The sequence below is a fragment of the Streptomyces sp. NPDC004065 genome (genome assembly GCF_044903565.1).
Lineage (GTDB): Bacteria > Actinomycetota > Actinomycetes > Streptomycetales > Streptomycetaceae > Streptomyces.
This window is the reverse complement of the sequence record NZ_JBJDQT010000034.1, coordinates 1-18,833: the sequence shown is the minus strand read 5'-3', so window position 1 is coordinate 18,833 and position 18,833 is coordinate 1. Positions and strand designations below refer to the sequence as shown.

Here is an 18,833-nt window from a genome sequence, read left to right as displayed (position 1 = left end):
CGCTCCGGTGCGCACTCCTGGTCCGGCACCCGCCGGGGCGCGCTCCCGCCCGGTCGTGACGTACGGCGCTGACGGACAGCGCTGACGGACAGCGCTGACGGACAGCGCTGACGGACAGCGCTGACGGACAGCGCTGACGGGCGGCGGGACGGGTCTTGCGACAATGGGCGCATGGGAAGGTCCGGGAGGTCCGCGCGGTCCAAGGAGCACCGCAGGGCGCGGGGAGCGGTGGAAGCCGTCGCCGAGCAGGTCGACGGCGGGCTCGCCCGGCTCGTACCCGACCGGGAGCGGGCCAGGGCCTGGACGCTGCTGATCGACGGGGCTCCGCAGTCGCACGTCGACCTGGACGACCCGGCGTACCTCTCCTTCGAGTACCAGCGGCGGCTCGGGCACGTGATCGACCTGGCCGCGCCCGCCGGAAAGCCCGTCCACGCCGTCCATCTCGGCGGCGGCGCCCTGACCCTCGCCCGCTACGTCGCCGCCACCCGGCCGCGTTCCACCCAGCAGGTCGTCGAACGGGACGCCGCCCTCGTCCACCTGGTGCGCCGCGAACTGCCGCTGGATCCCGCAGCCCGGATACGGGTGCGGTCGGCCGACGCCCGGGAGGGGCTGGCCAGGGTTCCGGACGGCTGGGCCGACCTCGTCCTCGCGGACGTGTTCAGCGGGGCCCGTACGCCCGCCCACCTCACCTCCACCGAGTTCCTCGACGAGGTGCGCCGGGCCCTGAAACCGGGCGGTGTCTACGCCGCCAACATCGCCGACGGCCCGCCGCTCGGCCATCTGCGGGGCCAGATAGCCACCGCCGCCGCCCGCTTCGCCGAACTCGCCCTCGTCGCCGACCCGGCCGTACTGCGCGGCAAGCGCTTCGGCAACGCGGTCCTCGCCGCCTGCGACCGGCCCCTGCCGCTCGCCGAGCTGACCCGCCGGGCCGCCTCCGACCCCCATCCGGCCCGCGTCGAACACGGCCGCGCCCTCACCGACTTCACCGGGGGTGCCCCACCCGTCACCGACGCGGCCGCGGTGGCCTCCCCGGCCCCGCCGGCCTCGGTGTTCCACTGACGGTCCCCCGGCTCCACGGAGGGAGCGCGGGAGAGCCGGTGGCAGGAGACCCGGAGGCGGGAGAGCGGGGGAGCGGGAGGGCGGGCGAGCGGGAGGGCGGGCGAGCGGGGGAGCGGGGGAGCCAACAGGGCCGGAGCGCGGGGCCGCGGGCCGGTGCCGTCCGAAGTGCCGTCAGGTCCCTAGTAGTTGCCCACTTCCACGCGGGGCGGGCCGTCGTGCCAGGTGCAGATGACCGACACCCGGTTCGGGCCCGAGGTGAACTCCACGCGGATCCACGACTCCGTCTTCCACACCTGCATCGACCAGCCCGTGCCCGGTGTGGCCGAGACGAGGGTCGCGGAGGCCGGACCCAGGTCGAACACCGCCCGGCCGCCCTCGGTGTCGTAGCTCCTGACCCGGCCGGAGGCGGTGGGCGAGGGGCCGGTGCGCGGCGTCGTGGAGGCGCTGGGGGCCGGGCCCGGCCTGCCCGGGGACCGACTCGGCCGGGCCGAGGGGGACTTCGACGGCGCGGGCCGGTGGGTGGAGGAGGCCAGCGGCCTGGACGCCTGGGTGGCCGCACCGGCCGCCGTGATGGGCAGGGCGCGCGGCGGGTCGTAGGCCGTGCCCGCCATCACCGTGTGGACGCCCCACCACGACAACGTGACCGCGGCCCCGGTGGCCAGCGACCACGCCAGTACGTGTACGGCTCCTCTGAACATCGCGGCCATAGTGCCCCACGAGCCCCACCCGTGTCGCCCCGAACGGCGATCGTGCGAGGTTGTCCACAGGGGCCGGGAGCGCGGCGAAGTTGTCCACAGGGCGGCACCGGGCTCGTCCGCATGGCGTACGGTGCGGCGCATGGCAAGTGTTCTCGTGGTCGAGGACGACCAGTTCGTACGCTCCGCGCTCATCCGGCACCTGACCGACGCCTCGCACACCGTGCGCAGCGTGGGCACGGCGCTGGAGGCGTTGCGCGAGGTCGCCCACATCCGCTTCGACGTGGTCGTCCTGGACCTCGGACTGCCCGATCTGGACGGCTCCGAGGCGCTGAAGATGCTGCGCGGCATCACCGACGTGCCCGTCATCATCGCCACCGCGCGCGACGACGAGGCGGAGATCGTCCGCCTGCTGAACGCCGGGGCGGACGACTACCTGACCAAGCCGTTCTCCGTGGAGCACCTGTCCGCGCGGATGGCCGCCGTGCTGCGCCGGGCCCGCTCGGCGGCCGGTGAGACCCCGCCGTCCACCGTGATCCGGGTCGGCGGGCTGACCGTGGACCCGTTGCGCCGCCAGGCCGAACTGGACGGCAGGCGACTGGACCTGACCCGCCGTGAGTTCGACCTGCTCGCCTTCCTGGCCGGCCGCCCCGGCGTGGTCGTGCCGCGCAAGGAGCTGCTGGCCGAGGTGTGGCAGCAGTCCTACGGCGACGACCAGACCATAGACGTCCATCTGTCCTGGCTGCGGCGCAAACTGGGCGAGACGGCCGCCCGGCCGCGCTATCTGCACACCCTGCGGGGCGTCGGCGTGAAGCTGGAGCCGCCGGGAGCGGAGGGGCCGCGATGAGATGGGCGCTGGTCAAGGTCTGCCTGGCGGTCACCACCATGGTCGTGGTCGCCTTCGCCGTGCCGCTCGGACTGGTCATCAAGGAGATGGCGCGCGACCGCGCCTTCTCCAACGCCGAACGCCAGGCGGCGGCGGTCGCCCCGGCGCTGTCCATCACCACCGACCGCGAGCAGCTGGAGCGGGTCGTGGCCTCCGCGGGCTCCGACGCCGGGATGGCCGTGCACATACCCGAGGCCGACGGTCAGCCGGCCGTCGACATCGGCCGCGGCCGGGCCGCCCGTGAGGCCGTCGCCGCGGTGCGGAGGATGGGCCGCGCCTCCACCACCGAGGTGCCCGGCGGCTCCACACTGCTCCAGCCGGTCGCCCTGAGCTCCGGCGCCATCGCGGTCGTCGAGGTGTACGTCCCCGAGTCCGAGGTGAGCAACGGCGTCGGCACGGCCTGGGCGGTGCTCGCCGCGGTGGGCGCCGCGCTCGTCGTCGGCTCCGTCGCCGTCGCCGACCGGCTGGGCGTACGGATGGTGCAGCCGGCGCAGCGGCTCGCCGAGGGCGCCCACGACCTGGGCGAGGGCAAGCTGGGCGCCCGGGTGCCGGAGGAGGGGCCGTCCGAACTGCGGCTGGCGGCCGTGGCGTTCAACTCCATGGCCGACCAGGTCGTCCAGCTCCTGGCCAACGAGAGGGAGCTGGCCGCCGACCTGTCCCACCGGCTGCGCACCCCGCTGACCGTGCTGCGGCTGAACGCCGCCTCGCTCGGCGACGGGCCCGCCGCCGAGCAGACCCGCACGGCGGTGGCCCAGCTGGAGCGGGAGGTGGACACCATCATCCGCACCGCCCGCGAGGCCAAGCCGCAGACGGCGGCGGCCGGTCCGGGCGCCGGGTGCGACGCGGCCGAAGTGGTGCGGGAGCGGATGGAGTTCTGGTCCGCGCTCGCCGAGGACGAGGGCCGCAAGTGGCGGGTGGCCGGCGTGGAGCGGCCGGTGCGCATACCCGTGGCCCGTGCCGACCTCGCCGCCGCCCTGGACGCCCTGCTCGGCAACGTCTTCCGGCACACCCCCGAGGGCACGGCGTTCGCGGTGGACGTGCACAACGCCGACGACGCGGTGATCGTGCTGGTCTCCGACGCGGGCCCCGGCATACCCGACCCCGACGCGGCCATGGCCCGGGGCCGCGGGTCCGGAACCGACGGCTCCACGGGGCTCGGCCTGGACATCGTGCGCCGTCTCGCGGAGGCGACCGGCGGGGACGTGCGGATCGGGTCCTCGGTGCTCGGCGGCACCGAGGTGCGGATCTGGTTCCAGCTCGACGGGCGCAAACCGGTGCGCAGGGGCCACCGGGGCGCGGTACGGCGGCGCAGGCGCCCGGCCCTGAGATGACCACGCACCGTGCCCTGTACGTGACCACCCGAAACGACCCTCACGCCCGATTGGTCTCTACCTTTAACCGGCCCCGATCCCTTCCTTAAGCGCACCCTAAGATCCTCAACCGCCGTCCGTATCAAGCCGTTTGCCCGATTCCCGCTCGCTAGCGTGCTGCCGCACCCCACCCCCGTGAACAGCGAAGGCAGGCACGATGAGCACGCACCGGCGCAGGATCAGTGGCAGGAACAAGGCGATAGGCGGTCTCGTCGCCGCGGCCGTGGCCGGCGGCGGCGCCCTCCTGTTCACCGGGATCGCCCAGGCGGCCGGGGTCGGCGCCGCGTACACCAGGACCAGCGACTGGTCGACGGGCTACACCGCGCAGTACGTCGTCACCAACAACTCCCAGCAGACCGAGAAGGACTGGAAGCTGGAGTTCGACCTGCCGGCCGGAGCGAAGCTCAGCTCGCTGTGGAACGCCGAGTCGAGCGTCAGCGGCCGGCACGTCACCGTGAAGCCCGCCAAGTGGGACACCGACGGGATCGCCCCCGGCAAGTCCGTCACCGTCGGCTTCGTGGTCAACGGCACCGGCGACCCGACCGGCTGCCGTATCGACGACGCCGCCTGTTCCGCCGACGGCGGCGCCACCCCCGAGCCGAGCGGGCGCCCGACGCAGACGGCGACGCCCGCCCCCACGCCCACCAAGTCCGCCACCCCGAGCGCCACTCCGTCGACGCCGGCGCCGAAGCCGACCCCGTCGCAGACCACCGGCAGCGGCACCACCACCAGCGCCGGCTTCGCGCCCTACGTCGACACCTCCCTCTACCCGGCGTTCGACCTGCTGGCCGCGGCCAACGCCACCGGTGTGAAGAACTACAACCTCGCCTTCGTCACCGACGGCGGCGGCTGCACCCCCAAGTGGGGCGGTGTCACCGACCTCGCGAGCGACGGTGTGGCCTCCCAGATCGGCGCGCTGCGCGCCAAGGGCGGGGACGTGCGCGTCTCCTTCGGCGGCGCCTCCGGCTCGGAACTCGCCACCACCTGCTCCTCGGCGGACGCGCTGGCGGCGGCGTACGGCAAGGCCGTGGACCAGTTCAAGCTCACCAAGGTCGACTTCGACGTCGAGGGCGGGGCGCTGCCCAACACGGCCGCGAACACCCGCCGCGCCCAGGCCATCGCCAAGCTCCAGCAGCAGCACCCCGGCCTGGACGTCTCCTTCACCCTCCCGGTCATGCCCGAGGGGCTGACCCAGGACGGCGTGAACCTGCTCTCCGACGCCAAGTCCAACGGCGTGAAGATCTCCACCGTCAACATCATGGCGATGGACTACGGCCCCGCCTACAGCGGCGACATGGGCACCTACGCCGAGCAGGCCGCCACCGCCACCCAGGCCCAGATCAAGAGCGTCCTCGGGCTGTCCGACAGCGCCGCCTGGAAGACCGTCGCCGTCACCCCGATGATCGGCGTCAACGACGTCTCCTCGGAGGTCTTCAAGGTCGACGACGCCACCCAGCTGGTGAACTTCGCCAAGTCCAAGGGCATCGGCTGGCTGTCCATGTGGTCCGCCACCCGCGACAAGCAGTGCGCCGGCGGCACCAAGCCCACCGCGGACGCCACCTGCAGCTCCATCACCCAGGACGCCTTCGCCTTCGCCAAGGCCTTCGGCGCCTTCAACTGACCGGGCGGCCGACGAGCAGACCACTCGACGGAGGCCGAACAGACCACTCCAGGAAAACGGGGAACGCGCCCCGGCCGGCACCCAACCCCCCATCCGGCCGGGGCGCGCGGTCGTGGGGCCGTGATCAGGCCCCCGTACGCGATCGACCCCCGTACGCGATCTACCCCCCCCGTGTGGGATCGGGCCCCGTGCGGGACCGGGCCCCGTGCGGGACCGGGCCCCCGCCGGGCGGACGGCTTGTAGCATCGGGACGCCGGCGAACGAGGGGGAGTCGTGATCGAACTGTCGGACATGATCCGCGAGTTGAGGCACCAGCTCACCGCGGCACTCGTCGAGGGGGCGGGCGGGGCGCTGCTCTTCGAGGCCGGTCCGGTGGAGGTGGAGGCGACCGTCGCGGTCACCCGCGAGGCCGGCGGGGGCGGCAAGGTCCGGCTGTGGGTGGTCGACGCGAACGCCGACGGCAAGCACACCCGGGCGCAGACCCAGCGGATCAAGGTCACCCTCACCCCCAAGGCCGTCCCGCCGGGCGGCGGCGCACCGCGCCCGGCCTGGATCTCCGGCGACGAGGCCGACGGCGAACGCTGACGCCGGGCGCTGACGGCAGGCGCCGACCGCCCCCCTCGCACCGGCCCGCAGGGGGCGCGGACCGCCCGGGGCGCGGCACTCCCCTCCACTCCCGCGCGCCGCGCCCCGTACGCCGTTCCCCCGGGTCAGCGGCCGGCCGGGGACTGGTCCCTCTCCGCCCGGTCAGACCGCGTCCACCGGGGGCAGCTGCCCCGTGCGGGCCGCCTTCGCGTACCACAGGGCGCTGCTCTTCGGGGTCCGGGCGAGCGTGGCGTAGTCCACGTACACCGCGCCGAACCGCTTCTCGTAGCCGTAGGCCCACTCGAAGTTGTCCATCAGCGACCACAGGTAGTACCCGCGCACATCGGCGCCGTCGGTGATCGCCCGGCGGACCGCCGCCAGGTGCTGGTGCAGGTAGGCGACCCGCTCCGGGTCGTGCACCCGGCCGTCGCCGTCCACCTTGTCGTCGTAGGCCGCGCCGTTCTCCGTGATGTACAGCGGCAGCCCGGGGGCCTCACGGGTGTAGCGCATGAGCAGCTCGTGCAGGCCGGTCGGGTCGACCGTCCAGCCCATGGCGGTGCGGTCGCCCGGTGTCTGGTGGAAGGCCACGTCCTCCGCGCCCGGCCACGGCGAGTGCGCGCTCGCCCCGTGACCGTCGGCGCGCGGACCGTCCTGGACCGATTCCGCCGCGCCCACCAGGGCCGGCGTGTAGTAGTTCAGGCCGAGCGCGTCCAGCGGCTGGTGGGCGGTGCGCAGATCGCCGTCGCGGACGAAGGACCAGTCGGTGATCGACGAGGTCGCCTCCAGCAGCGTCGCCGGGTACGCCCCGTGCAGCATCGGACCGTGGAAGACGCCGTTGGCCAGGTCCTCGATCTTCCGCCCGGCGGCCAGGTCCGCCGGGGCCTGGGAGACCGTGCGGACCACGGAGGAGTTGAGGCTGACGGCGACCTCGTTGCGGGCCGGCATCACCGAGCGCAGCGCCTGCGCGCCCAGCCCGTGGGCCAGGTTCAGGTGGTGGGCGGCGCGCAGCGAGGCCAGGGGCTCGGTGCGGCCCGGGGCGTGCACACCGGAGCCGTAGCCGAGGAAGGCGCTGCACCAGGGCTCGTTGAGCGTGATCCAGCTCTCCACGCGGTCGCCGAGCGCCTCGCCCACGATCCGGGCGTACTCGGCGAAGCGCAGCGCGGTGTCCCGCTCCGGCCACCCGCCCGCGTCCTCCAGCTCCTGCGGCAGGTCCCAGTGGTAGAGGGTGATCGCCGGCTTGATCCCGTGCGAGAGCAGCTCGTCGACCAGCCGGCGGTAGAAGTCCAGGCCCACCTGCACCGCGGGGCCGCGGCCGGTCGGCTGCACCCGCGACCAGGAGATGGAGAAGCGGTAGGCGCTCAGGCCCAGCTCGGCCATCAGGGCGACGTCGTCGCGGTAGCGGTGGTAGTGGTCGACCGCGATGTCACCGGTGTCGCCACCGGCCGTCCTGCCCGGGGTGTGGCTGAAGGTGTCCCAGATCGACGGCGTACGGCCGCCCTCCCGCACCGCACCCTCGATCTGGTACGCCGAGGTCGCGGCGCCCCAGAGGAAGGCGGGAGGAAAGGTCACCGGGGTCACCGGCTGTGCGGACTCAGGCATGGAAGCGCTCCCATAAGAGGTCGTGAAGACCGACGGGTAGGAGGGGGAAGGAGAAGGGGAGGAAGAGGGCGAAGAGGGAGGAGAAGAGGGAGAAGAGGGGGAAGGGGCGAGAGGGGAAACGGGGGAGGCGGCGAGCCGAGGCGAGGCGGGCCGAGGCAAGGCGAGCGGCGGGGAAGAAGGGCCGAGGCGGCGTCGACCCGGCCCTTGCGCAGACGCCCGGGGCGTCAGCCCTTGACCGCTCCCTGCATGATGCCGCCCACGATCTGCTTGCCGAAGACCGCGAAGACCAGCAGCAGCGGCAGCGTGCCCAGCAGCGCGCCCGCCATGATCAGTGACTGGTCGGGGGTGTAGCCGCGGCCCAGCCCCGCGACGGCGACCTGCACGGTCGGGTTGCCGGTCTGGGTCAGCACCAGGAACGGCCACAGGAAGTCGTTCCAGGTCTGCACGAACATCAGCATGCCGAGCACGGCCATGGCCGGCCGCGCCGCCGGGAACACCACGTGCCACACCACGCGCCAGCTGCTCGCGCCGTCCACCCGGGCGGCCTCGATGATCTCGTCCGGCAGCGCCTGCAGCAGGTACTGCCGCATGAAGAACACCCCGAACGCGCTGACCAGCGACGGCAGGATCACCGCCTGCAACTGGTCGGTCCAGTCCAGCTTGGCCACCATCATGTACAGCGGGATGATGCTGAGCTGCGGCGGGACCATCATCGTGCCGATCACGAGCAGCATCAGCGCGCTCCGGCCCTTGAACCTCAGCTTGGCGAAGGCGAAGCCGGCGATCGTGGACAGGAAGACGATCGTGCCCGCCGAGATCCCCGCCACGATGGTGGTGTTGAGGAACGCCTTGCCCAGGTTGGCGTCCGACCAGGCCACCTGGAGGTTGTGCGTCAGGTTGGAGCCGAACCAGAAGGGCGGCGGGGTCTGCGCCAGACGGTTGTTGTCCCGGGAGGCGGCGATCGCGGTCCACACCAGCGGGAACAGCGAGCCGAGGGTGAACACGGCCAGGATCAGGTACGCGACCGGGCCCGCGTGCAGCTGCCCGCCCGCGCGGGCGGCCTTGGACCGGCGCACCCGGCGCGGTGGGGCGGCCGGTGCACCGGGGTCGGTTTTCGTCAGGGTCGTCGTCACGGCCGTACTCCTTAACTACTGGCGCGCAGCCGGCGCGAGATGACGTAGTTGACGATGCCGATCACGATCAGGATCAGGAACATCGTCCAGGCGATCGCGGAGGCCCGGCCCAGGTGCTGGTTGACCCAGCCCTGCTCGTACAGGTACAGGCCGAGGGTCTGGAACTGGTGCTCCGCGCCGCCGGAGGCGCCCTTGTTGGCGTCGAACAGCAGCGGCTCGCCGAAGACCTGGCTGGCGCCGATCGTGGAGACCACGGCGGTGAACAGGATCGTCGGGCGCAGCTGCGGCAGCGTGACGTGGAAGAACTGCTGCCAGCGGTTGGCGCCGTCCAGCGCCGCCGACTCGTACAGGTCCTGCGGGATGGCCTGCATCGCGGCGAGGTAGATCAGCGCGTTGTAGCCGGTCCAGCGCCAGATGATGATCGAGGAGACGGCGATCTGCGAGGGCCACTTGTCGTTCTGCCAGTCGATGGCGTCGATGCCGGCGAAGTGCAGACCCCAGTTGATCATGCCGTAGTCGCGGCCGAAGAGCAGCACGAAGACCAGCGACGCGGCGGCGATCGAGGTGGCGTACGGCGCGAGCATCACGACCCGGTAGAAGGTCGAGGCGCGCAGCTTGTAGTTCAGGATGTGGGCCAGGCCCATCGCCATCAGCAGCTGCGGCACCGTGGAGATGACGCCGATGGTCAGGGTGTTCTTCGCCGCGTTCCAGAAGAAGTCGTCGTCGAAGATCCGGGTGTAGTTGCGCAGGCCCGCCCACTGCATGTCGGTCGGGGCGGTCAGCTCCACCGTGTGCAGCGAGGCCCACGCCGTGTAGATCAGAGGGAACAGGCCGAAGGCCAGGAACAGCAGGAAGAACGGCGAGACGAACGCGTACGGACTCCACCGCACGTCCCGCTGCCAGCGACGGGACAGCCGGGCCCGGTGCCGCAGCTCCGCCTCGTCGTGCACCGCGCCCGTGGCCGGGCGGCCCGGGGCCGCGCCCCCCTTGACGGGGGGCGCGGCGGTGTCGTGCCGGGTGGCCATACCGGTCACTTCTCCAGGTTGTTGTCGATGGTCTTGGTGGCCGTCTTCCATGCGTCGGCGGGCGACTTGCCCTTCGTCACGAGGATGACGCCGTTGTCCGTCAGACCCTGCTGGATGATCTGGTCCTTCGGGCCGATCACCTGCGTCGGAATGGCCTTGGCGGCCTCCGCGAAGATCTCGCCGATCGGCGCGTCACCGGTCATCTCGTTCTTCGCGCCGGTGACGGCGGAGGAGCTGTAGGCGCCGGGGGCGCTCGGGAAGCTGCCCTGAACGCTGAACAGCTTCGCCTGCTGGGCCGGGGCGGTCAGCCAGGCGACGAAGGCCTGGGCCTCCTTCACGTGCTTGCCGTTCCTGGGGACGGCCAGGAAGGTGCCGCCCCAGTTGCCCGACTTCGGGGCGACGGCCACGTCCCACTTGCCCGCGGACTCGGGCTTCGACTTGCCCTTGAGGTAGCCGAGCATCCACGGCGGACAGGCGACGGTGGCGAACTTGCTGTTGGCGATCGTCTGGTCCCAGGCCGGCTGGAACTGGGTCTGCGACTGGACCAGCCCGTCCTTGGCGGCGTTGGCGGTCAGGTCGAAGGCGGACTTGACGGCCGGGTTGGTCTTGTAGATCACATTGCCGGAGGAGTCGTAGAACTTCTCCTTCTCGCTGCTGAGCACGGCGTTCAGCAGGCCGCCGGGGGAGTCCATGAAGTAGGTGCCGGAGGGCGCCTTCTTCTTGTACGTCCGGCCTGCCTCGATCAACTTGTTCCAGTCGCCCGCCCACAGCTTGCCGACGGCCTCGCGGTCGGTGGGCAGACCGGCCTTCTGGAAGAGGTCCTTGCGGTAGCAGATCGCCAGCGGGCCGATGTCGGTGCCCAGGCCGACGGTCTGCCCGTCCTTGGTGGTGGCCTGCTGCCACTTCCAGTCCAGCCAGCCGCTCTTGTTCACGCCCGGAACCTTGGAGAAGTCCGCGAGCTTGGCGGCCTGGGTCTGCACGACCTCGGCTATGTTGCCCACCTCCACGGCCTGGACGTCCATCAGGCCGCTGTTGGTGGTCAGGTGGTTGACGAGCGCCGGGTAGTAGTTCTCGTTCCGCTCGGTGACGTTCTCCTGGATCCTGATGTCGGGGTGGAGTCTCTGGTACTCGGCGTAGAGGCCGGCCTCCTTGAAGCCCTGGGTGCCGAAGAGTCCCATCGTGAGCGTGGTCTTGCCACTCCCACCGTCCGACGAGCCGGACTTGTCTCCGCTGTCGCTGGCGCAGCCGGCCAGCAGCCCGGCACCCAGCGACGCGGCTGCCGCCAGGACCACCGCCTTGCGGGCTGTGGGGGTCCCCACGCTCGGGCGAAGCCGAGAGTGGGAGCGGGAACGTGCTCGCATTGCGTCCTCCTGTTGCCCTGACGTGCCGACCCCCCGGCCAACTGCTGTTGGGCCCGTTCAATTCTCGCTGCGGCTCGGGCGGGGAACGTGCGGGTTGTGTATGTGTCAGGTACCGTGGGAGCGCTCCCATCGGTGATGTGTTGAAGAGTCGCGGGTTCGCACGGGGGTGTCAAGAGTGTGAGCGGGGCAATATGCCTTCGGTTATCGGGCTGTTAACCGACGCCCCGGAACGGTGCATCGCGGACGGCGGAGGGCCGGCGGAGGGCAGGCGGCGCACCCGCCGCCCGGCCGCCGGACCGCCCCGGTTCCGGGCTGCCCGACCGCCCGGTTCCGGGCCGCCGCGGCCCTTCCGGACCGCCCGGTGCCGAGGTGCCGCGGCCCTGCCGGGGCGCCCGCCGGCGACCCCCGGGGACGGTCACTTCACCGACCGGGCTGTTACATTCCAGGCCAGGTGGTACGACAGTGGAGAGGCGGAGCCCATGGCAGGCCACGGAGCGCGGGGCCGGAGCGGCGGTCGGCCGACGCTCGAGGAGGTCGCCGCGCGGGCCGGCGTCGGCCGCGGCACCGTCTCCCGCGTGATCAACGGCTCGCCCCGGGTCAGCGACGCGACCCGCGCCGCGGTCGAGGCGGCGGTCGCCGAACTCGGCTACGTGCCCAACACGGCCGCCCGCGCCCTCGCCGCCAACCGCACCGACGCGATCGCCCTCGTCGTCCCCGAGCCGGAGACCCGCTTCTTCGCGGAACCGTACTTCTCGGACATGCTGCGCGGGGTCGGCGCCGAACTGTCGGACACCGAGATGCAGCTGCTGCTGATCTTCGCGGGCAGCGACCGCAAGCGGCAGCGGCTGGCCCAGTACCTCGCCGCGCACCGCGTGGACGGCGTCCTGCTGGTCTCCGTGCACGCCGACGACCCGCTGCCGGACATGCTGTCCCAGCTGGAGATCCCCGCCGTGATCAGCGGTCCGCGGTCGGCCGGGGAGACCCTGACCTCGGTCGACTCGGACAACTACGGGGGCGCCCGCTCGGCGGTGGAGCACCTGCTGGCGCGCGGCCGGCGCCGTATCGCGCACATCACCGGGCGGATGGACGTCTACGGCGCCCAGCGCCGCGTGGACGGCTACCGCGACGCCCTGCGGGACGCGGGCCGGGGCGTGGACGAGCTGCTCATCGAGCGGGGTGACTTCACCGAGAACGGCGGACGCCGGGCGATGGCGCGCCTGCTGGAGCGCAGCCCCGACGTGGACGCGGTCTTCGCCGCCTCGGACGTGACGGCGGCCGGCGCCCGCCAGGTGCTGCGCGAGGCGGGCCGCCGCATACCCGACGACGTGGCCCTGGTCGGCTACGACGACTCGGCCATCGCCCGCCACATGGACCCGCAGCTGACCAGCGTCCGCCAGCCCATCGAGGAGATGGGCCGCGCGATGATCGACCTGCTGCTCGCCGAGATAGCCGACCGCCGCCCGGCGACCACCCGCGACCTGGAGCGGCAGCACGCGGTACTCCCGACGGAACTGGTGGTGCGGACGTCGTCGTGACGGGGGTCCGAGGCTGCTGGACACCACGATCGAACACACCCGCCGCACCTTCTCGATGCCCGAAGCCGTGGATCCGTCGTAGTAGCCGTGTCTCCCAACGGCCCGGCCCGGTGGCGTCGTGAACTTCAGGACAGGTGAAATCGATGTTGCCGGCGGGAGCGCATGGCTCAGATCTTGAACACGCGGATGCCGGGGCCGCAGAGCGTCAGAAGGTCTTCCGGGTCCGAGGTCAGGACGGTCACGGGGGCGGGGGATGCGAGTGCGGTGGCGGCGACGATCGCGTCGAGGGCGTACTTGTGTCCGTGGAGACCTGCTGCGGCGAGGAGTCCGCTCGCGTGGCGAGCGATGGCTTCGGTGGGCGGGATGATGTCGATGCGGGAGACGGCGTAGTCGAAGCGGGCCTCGGTGGCCTTGGGGTCGCGGGCTTCGACGAGGGTGACGGAGCTGGTGACGACGCGGACGTCTTCGGCTTCGGCGGCCAGCCATTCGGTGAGTTCGGGTGTGCGTCGTACGAGTGTGGACAGGCCCTCGCAGTCGAGGACGAGGGTGCCGCTCACGCGGCGTCCGCCGAACCGTCTGCGTCACCGCGCAGCATGGACCGCTTGGTCTCGACCGCGGTCTGGTCGACGGGCCCGTGTTCGGCCTCGGCGTCCTCGATGAGTTCGCGCAGCCGGCCGCGTTCCAGTTGGCGCTGGATGAGCGCCTCGACGTAGGCGGACATGCCCCGCCTGCCGGTACGCGCCTTGAGGGCCGCGATGGTGCCTTCGTGAAGGGAGACGGAGACTGGGCGGACCGGACCTTCGCCGGGAGCGGGCTCGGAAGTGGTGGCCATGGAGGCACATTGACAAAACTCTTGTTATCGCGTGGGGCGAGTCTGCCACGGTGGGGCTTGACCGGAGGCGGGTGGCGGATCGACTCGCGGGCACAGAGCCAAACGGCAGTCAGGCCCGTGATCCGCTTTTCCGCGGATCACGGGCCTGACTCGTAGGGTGAGTGACGGGACTCGAACCCGCGGCATCCTGGACCACAACCAGGTGCTCTACCAGCTGAGCTACACCCACCATGACCGGCGGTGTTCCCACGTCGTGGTTTCCCCGACCGGCCGAGAAAAAGTGTACAGGGTCCGAAGGGGTGCTCGCGCACGGCTTTTGCGGCGCCCCTTCGCGTGTCCCTCCTGTGCCGTCACTACGCCTTCTGAGCAGGCAGGACGTGCTTCGCGGCGATCGCCTTGGCGGTGTCGGAGTCGGGTCCGGGCTGCGGCACGAAGATCGCCTCGCGGTAGTAGCGCAGCTCGGCGATGGACTCGCGGATGTCGGCGAGGGCGCGGTGGTTGCCGTTCTTCTGCGGGCTGTTGAAGTACGCCCGCGGGTACCAGCGCCGGGCCAGTTCCTTGATCGAGGACACGTCGACGATCCGGTAGTGGAGATAGGCCTCCAGCTCGGGCATGTCGCGCAGCAGGAACCCGCGGTCGGTGCCGACGGAGTTCCCGCACAGCGGCGCCTTGCCCGGCTCCTTGACGTACTCCCGCACATACGCGAGGACCTGCTCCTCGGCGTCCTTCAGCGTGATGCCGCCGGGAAGCTCCTCCAGCAGTCCCGACGCGGTGTGCATCTGACGCACCACCTCCGGCATCGTCTCCAGCGCCGAGTCCGGCGGCCGGATGACGATGTCGATTCCTTCGCCGAGCACGTTCAGCTCGGAGTCGGTGACGAGGGCGGCCACCTCGATGAGCGCGTCGTCGGACAGCGAGAGGCCGGTCATCTCGCAGTCGATCCACACCATGCGATCGTTCATATGTCTAACCTTACGGCGCGCCGTCGCCGTACGGGCCCGGTGTGCACGGGGTGATCGCGAGGACCGCCCGCCGCGCCGCCCGCCGCACCGTCCGCACGGCGGGTCGGCGGGCGGTACGGTGCGGTGCGAAAATGCACGAAGCGGAACCTTGCTCCGGCCGGCCGGCCGGCTCGCTCGCCCGCCGGCCGGTGGACCGGCCGGTCCGGGAGCGGGAGCACCGATCGCGCCGCGCAGGCCCGAGGGAAGGATCGTCGTGGTGAAGGACACCGGTGGGGGCAGGGCCACCGCGGCCGGGCCCAAGCGCAAGGACGCCCTGCGCAACCAGCAGACCCTGCTGGACGCCGCCGCCGCGGCCTTCGTCGCCTCGGGCGTGGAGGCACCGGTACGGGACATCGCGGCCCGGGCCGGTGTCGGCATGGGCACGATCTACCGGCACTTCCCGACCCGGGCGGACCTGATCATCGCCGTCTACCGCCACCAGGTCGACGCCTGCGCCGAGGCGGGGCCCGAGCTGCTGGAGAGCTGCGCCACGCCCTACGAGGCGCTGGAGCGGTGGATCGACCTGTTCGTCGACTTCCTGGTGACCAAGCACGGACTGGCCGGTGTGCTCCAGCCCGACAACGCCGGCTTCGACGCGCTGCACACGTACTTCCTCGACCGGCTCGTGCCGGTGTGCGACCGGCTCCTCGACGCCGCGGCCGCGGCCGGGGAGATCGAGTCCGGGATCAAGGGCCTGCAGCTGATGCGAGGCGTGGGCAACCTCTGCATCGGCGCGGACGCCGACCCCGGCTACGACGCCCGCCGCCTGGTCACCCTCCTACTCACGGGGCTGCGCCGCCCGAGGTGAGCGGACGGTGAGCCGGACGGGAGCCCCGCCCGGGGCGCGGGGGCCCAGCCCCCGCCTGGGCGCAGAAGGCGCAGCCCCCGCCCGGGGTGCAGGGGCGGAGCCCCGCGTGGGGGTCCGGGGCGGAGCCCCGTGGCGGCAACTCCTCACCCCGCCGAGTCGGGCGGGCCGGATGGGGCAGAGGGGGGTGCGGGGGGCGCAGCCCCCTGCCGGGGTCCCGGGGCGGAGCCCCAGGGACGGTGCCGCCTCACCCCGCCGAGTCGGGCGGCGGGTGGGCAAAGGGGGCCGCGCGGACACAGCCCCCGCCGGGGTCCCGGGGCGGAGCCCCGGGACCGAGCGCCCCTCACGACCCGCTGCGCGGCCCCGGCACACTCCCGGACAACGCCGCGGGCGCCCTGCGCGCCTGGTGCGGCACCGCCCCCTCGGGATGCAGCGCCGGCGGCGAGGACGGCCCGCCCCCGCCGGGCAGCCCGAGCGCACCCGCGGGTCCGTGGCCGGGCCCGGACCCGGACCCCACCGCACCGGCCGCCGCCTCGGCCTCCGCCGCCCGCTCGCCCTGCGGCCTGCGCGCCCGGTACGCGGCCCGGTAGGCCGCGGGCGACGAGCCCAGCTGCCGCCGGAAGTGGCCGCGCAGCGCGACGGGGGAGCGGAAGCCGCAGCGTCCCGCCACCTCGTCCACCGAGTAGTCCGACGTCTCCAGCAGCCGCTGCGCCTGCAGCACCCGCTGGGTGATCAGCCACTGCAGCGGCGCGCTCCCGGTGAGCGAGCGGAACCGCCGGTCGAACGTACGGCGGCTCATGTACGCCCGCGCCGCCAGCGTCTCCACGTCGAACTGCTCGTGGAGGTGCTCCAGCGCCCAGGCGACGACCTCGGCGAGCGGGTCGGCGCCGATCTCCTCGGGTAAAGACCTGTCCAGGTAGCGTTCCTGGCCTCCGCTGCGCCTCGGCGGCACCACCAGCCGGCGGGCCAGCGCGCCCGCCGCCTCGTTGCCGTGGTCCGTGCGCACGATGTGCAGGCACAGGTCGATCCCGGCGGCCGTACCCGCCGACGTCAGCACGTCGCCGTCGTCGACGAACAGCTCCCGCGGATCGACGTGCACCGACGGATAGCGCTTGGCCAGCGTCGGCGCGTACATCCAGTGCGTGGTGGCCGGCCGTCCGTCCAGCAGGCCGGCCGCGGCCAGGACGAAGGCCCCGGTGCACAGGCCGACGATGCGGGCCCCCTCCTCGTGCGCCCGGCGCAGTGCGTCGAGCGCCTCCTCCGGTGGTGGTGAGGTGATCGAGCGCCAGGCCGGCACGACGACCGTGCCCGCCCGGGAGATCGCCTCCAGGCCATGTGGTGCGGTGAGTTCCAGGCCCCCTGTGGTCCGCAGCGGGCCTTCCTCGCCGGCCGCCACCAGAAGGCGGTAGCGCGGCACGCCGGCGTCCTGGCGGTCAATCCCGAACACCGACAGCGGTATGGAACTCTCGAAGATGGGGCCGCCGCTGAACAGCAGCACCGCGACGATCTCCTTGCGGCGTCGCCCGGACAGTTTCCGGGCCGCGTTTTCCGGCGCGGCAGTGGAGTCGTGGCTCATACTGCTAAGCCCCCCTCGGTGGTCGCGGCTCCTCGGTTGTGTCGCTCCTGCACGTTTCCCCTCGGTCCTGCACGAGTCCCCCGCCGTAGACAGTCAAGATCGAATCTACTGTGTCCCGCCGTGCCACGGTGGCCGGTTCGCCATCCGGCACATTGTCGACATGGCAACTTGGCGTGAAGCATTCGATCACGAAGCGTTGCACTCGGGGAGCGTGCAGGGAAGTACGCCTCGTCGCGGTGGCCAATCCCCGTAGGGTACGCAGGGTGCCCTGGACCCTTTCCGTGCAGGTCGAACGGGGGGTGGAGGGCACTTGGGCCAGGGGATGCACGGGTTCGAGAAGTTGGCTGAAAAGATACGTGTGTGTGCGCGGAAACCGGTCAGTCGACCGGTGCCGTTCCGCCCGGGTGGCGGCCGCCCCGGTGGGCCCCCGTGCCGGTCCTGTGATGCCGGCCGCGATGGGGGGCGCGCTCCTCCCCGCGCAGCCGCGCCGCCCCGCGCTCGGACTGGCGCAGCAGCACCCGGCAGACCCCCGTGACGGCGGCCAGGCCGAGAGCCGTGCCGGCCGCGCCGGCGAGCGAACCGCCGCACCAGAGCAGGACCACGGGCACCAGGGCGCAGCTGAAGGCCGCCCAGCGCACCACGTCGCGCACGCCGTCGGGGCCGGCTTCCGCGCACGCGCCGTCCTCGCACGGGGGCACGGGCGCGGCGGACGGCGAGGCGTGGTTCCCGGGGACGACCGGGGGCTGGGACACGGCGTGCTCCCTACGGGGGCCGGTGGTGGTTCACCGGGCTCAACGCCGCCGCGGTCCGCCGGTCACTGTGCGGCACCGGCACGGCCCCCGGACCGCTGCCGCCGGACACGCGCCCGCGGTGTCCGGGGCGCCGCATGATGCGCGATCGCGCGGTCGCCGTGCGTGAATCCCGCGCAAACCGCCTGTACGGGGCAGCAACCATTGCGTTCCGGGCGTCGCTCGTGCATGCTCCGGGGAACCGCCACGGAGAGTGCGCGGGGTCTGGGCGAAGGAGGCGTGCCGCCGTACCCTTGGGGGTATGGGGACGGGAAGACGATTCCCGGACACCGCTCCGCCGCCCACTGTCGTCCCCCACAAAGGATCACATCGCCGAGACAGCCATGGCCGGTCACGAATTCTTCGAACCCGCGGACCGCAAGCGGCCGGTCGCCGATCCCACGGCGGCCGATCCCCTGGCGGCGCAAGAGCCACGCCGTTCCTGCGATCCGGCGTTCAAGCACGGTGTCGTCGTCGGCTTCGACGGGTCCACCTCCAGCGAACGCGCCCTCGCCTACGCGATCGGGATGGCCCACCGCACCCGGTCCGGGCTGATCATCGTGCACGTGGCCAACCGGCTGCCCACCACGGTGTGGGCGGGCTGCGAGCCACCGGTCTTCGTGGACGTCCCCGACCACCGCACGGAGGTCCTCGGCCTCGAACTCGCCTGCGCCGAGTACCTCGCCGAGGTGCCGTGGATCCTGGTCGAGCGCGGCGGCGACATCTGCCACGAACTCGAGGAAGTGGGCAAGGAGTACGAGGCGGACGCGATCGTCGTCGGCTCCACGCACGGCATCGTGGGCCGTCTCTTCGGCTCGGTCGCGGGCCGGCTCGCCAAGCGGGCGCAGCGGCCGGTCGTGGTCATCCCCTAGTGTCCTGCGCCGGAGATCCGTCGGCAGAATCGTGCGAGGGATTCGAGGATCTCCTCGGCGGTCTTGGTCCAGATGAACGGCTTGGGGTCT

At 72.4% G+C, this 18,833-nt stretch carries 18 protein-coding genes and 1 tRNA gene; 8 read left to right on the top strand and 11 right to left on the bottom strand.

From position 1 onward, the window contains the following. Positions 1-171: 171 nt before the first annotated feature. A complete protein-coding gene (locus ACI2LW_RS28870) occupies positions 172-1,059 on the top strand; it encodes a spermidine synthase (RefSeq protein WP_404734172.1) in 888 nt (295 codons plus the stop codon). A gap of 179 nt (positions 1,060-1,238) precedes the next feature. Here the strand turns inward: ACI2LW_RS28870 and ACI2LW_RS28865 are convergent, their stop codons facing one another. Then, entirely contained in the window at positions 1,239-1,757 is a 519-nt protein-coding gene (locus tag ACI2LW_RS28865; RefSeq protein ID WP_404734171.1) for a hypothetical protein, read from the bottom strand. 139 nt (positions 1,758-1,896) lie between these two features. Here ACI2LW_RS28865 and ACI2LW_RS28860 point away from each other — a divergent pair, with 139 nt between their 5' ends. The 4 genes from ACI2LW_RS28860 (at position 1,897) to ACI2LW_RS28845 (ending at position 6,216) form a co-directional block, all read left to right on the top strand. Further along, positions 1,897-2,601: a response regulator transcription factor gene (locus ACI2LW_RS28860; protein WP_404734170.1), complete on the top strand. Its 705-nt coding sequence runs from the start codon at positions 1,897-1,899 to the stop codon at positions 2,599-2,601. Then, positions 2,598-3,971 (top strand): sensor histidine kinase, encoded by a 1,374-nt coding sequence (locus ACI2LW_RS28855; protein WP_404734169.1) that lies wholly within the window; start codon positions 2,598-2,600, stop codon positions 3,969-3,971. The genes ACI2LW_RS28860 and ACI2LW_RS28855 overlap by 4 nt, the downstream gene beginning before the upstream one ends. 196 nt (positions 3,972-4,167) lie before the next feature. Then, positions 4,168-5,631, top strand: coding sequence for a cellulose binding domain-containing protein (locus ACI2LW_RS28850; protein WP_404734168.1), 1,464 nt, complete (start codon positions 4,168-4,170; stop codon positions 5,629-5,631). A gap of 273 nt (positions 5,632-5,904) precedes the next feature. Continuing rightward, positions 5,905-6,216: a trypco2 family protein gene (locus tag ACI2LW_RS28845; RefSeq protein WP_404734167.1), complete on the top strand. Its 312-nt coding sequence runs from the start codon at positions 5,905-5,907 to the stop codon at positions 6,214-6,216. Between the two features lie 162 nt (positions 6,217-6,378). On the opposite strand, the gene ACI2LW_RS28840 is transcribed toward ACI2LW_RS28845, so the two are convergent. From ACI2LW_RS28840 to ACI2LW_RS28825, 4 genes are all read right to left on the bottom strand, one after another. Beyond that, complete coding sequence (locus ACI2LW_RS28840; protein WP_404734166.1) at positions 6,379-7,815, bottom strand: GH1 family beta-glucosidase; 1,437 nt, start codon at positions 7,813-7,815, stop codon at positions 6,379-6,381. Positions 7,816-8,039: 224 nt separating this feature from the next. Continuing rightward, complete coding sequence (locus ACI2LW_RS28835) at positions 8,040-8,948, bottom strand: carbohydrate ABC transporter permease (RefSeq protein ID WP_404734165.1); 909 nt, start codon at positions 8,946-8,948, stop codon at positions 8,040-8,042. Positions 8,949-8,959: 11 nt separating this feature from the next. Continuing rightward, entirely contained in the window at positions 8,960-9,973 is a 1,014-nt protein-coding gene (locus ACI2LW_RS28830; protein ID WP_404734235.1) for a carbohydrate ABC transporter permease, read from the bottom strand. A 5-nt stretch (positions 9,974-9,978) separates the two neighbouring features. Next, positions 9,979-11,334, bottom strand: a complete 1,356-nt coding sequence (locus ACI2LW_RS28825) for an ABC transporter substrate-binding protein (protein WP_404734164.1) — start codon at positions 11,332-11,334, stop codon at positions 9,979-9,981. Positions 11,335-11,813: 479 nt separating this feature from the next. Between ACI2LW_RS28825 and ACI2LW_RS28820 the strand changes: the two genes are divergently transcribed. Further along, the gene (locus ACI2LW_RS28820) at positions 11,814-12,869 is read left to right on the top strand and encodes a LacI family DNA-binding transcriptional regulator (RefSeq protein ID WP_404734163.1); all 1,056 of its coding nucleotides are present in this window, start codon (positions 11,814-11,816) and stop codon (positions 12,867-12,869) included. A gap of 167 nt (positions 12,870-13,036) precedes the next feature. On the opposite strand, the gene ACI2LW_RS28815 is transcribed toward ACI2LW_RS28820, so the two are convergent. The 4 genes from ACI2LW_RS28815 to orn all read right to left on the bottom strand — a co-directional run bounded on the left by ACI2LW_RS28815 (position 13,037) and on the right by orn (position 14,663). Next, positions 13,037-13,426 (bottom strand): type II toxin-antitoxin system VapC family toxin, encoded by a 390-nt coding sequence (locus ACI2LW_RS28815; protein WP_404734162.1) that lies wholly within the window; start codon positions 13,424-13,426, stop codon positions 13,037-13,039. Beyond that, complete coding sequence (locus ACI2LW_RS28810; protein WP_404734161.1) at positions 13,423-13,701, bottom strand: hypothetical protein; 279 nt, start codon at positions 13,699-13,701, stop codon at positions 13,423-13,425. The genes ACI2LW_RS28815 and ACI2LW_RS28810 overlap by 4 nt, the downstream gene beginning before the upstream one ends. Before the next feature lie 156 nt (positions 13,702-13,857). Next, positions 13,858-13,930, bottom strand: a tRNA-His gene (locus ACI2LW_RS28805). Positions 13,931-14,054: 124 nt separating this feature from the next. Next, positions 14,055-14,663, bottom strand: coding sequence for an oligoribonuclease (gene orn / locus ACI2LW_RS28800; protein ID WP_404734160.1), 609 nt, complete (start codon positions 14,661-14,663; stop codon positions 14,055-14,057). Positions 14,664-14,919: 256 nt separating this feature from the next. Here orn and ACI2LW_RS28795 point away from each other — a divergent pair, with 256 nt between their 5' ends. Further along, a complete protein-coding gene (locus ACI2LW_RS28795) occupies positions 14,920-15,510 on the top strand; it encodes a TetR/AcrR family transcriptional regulator (protein WP_404734159.1) in 591 nt (196 codons plus the stop codon). Positions 15,511-15,850: 340 nt separating this feature from the next. Here ACI2LW_RS28795 and ACI2LW_RS28790 read toward each other — a convergent pair whose 3' ends face one another. Continuing rightward, positions 15,851-17,083 (bottom strand): helix-turn-helix domain-containing protein, encoded by a 1,233-nt coding sequence (locus ACI2LW_RS28790; RefSeq protein ID WP_404734158.1) that lies wholly within the window; start codon positions 17,081-17,083, stop codon positions 15,851-15,853. A gap of 377 nt (positions 17,084-17,460) precedes the next feature. After that, positions 17,461-17,781, bottom strand: a complete 321-nt coding sequence (locus tag ACI2LW_RS28785) for a hypothetical protein (RefSeq protein ID WP_404734234.1) — start codon at positions 17,779-17,781, stop codon at positions 17,461-17,463. 434 nt (positions 17,782-18,215) lie between these two features. On the opposite strand from ACI2LW_RS28785, the gene ACI2LW_RS28780 reads away from it, so the two are divergent. Next, the gene (locus tag ACI2LW_RS28780; protein WP_404734157.1) at positions 18,216-18,743 is read left to right on the top strand and encodes a universal stress protein; all 528 of its coding nucleotides are present in this window, start codon (positions 18,216-18,218) and stop codon (positions 18,741-18,743) included. Positions 18,744-18,833: the final 90 nt, after the last annotated feature.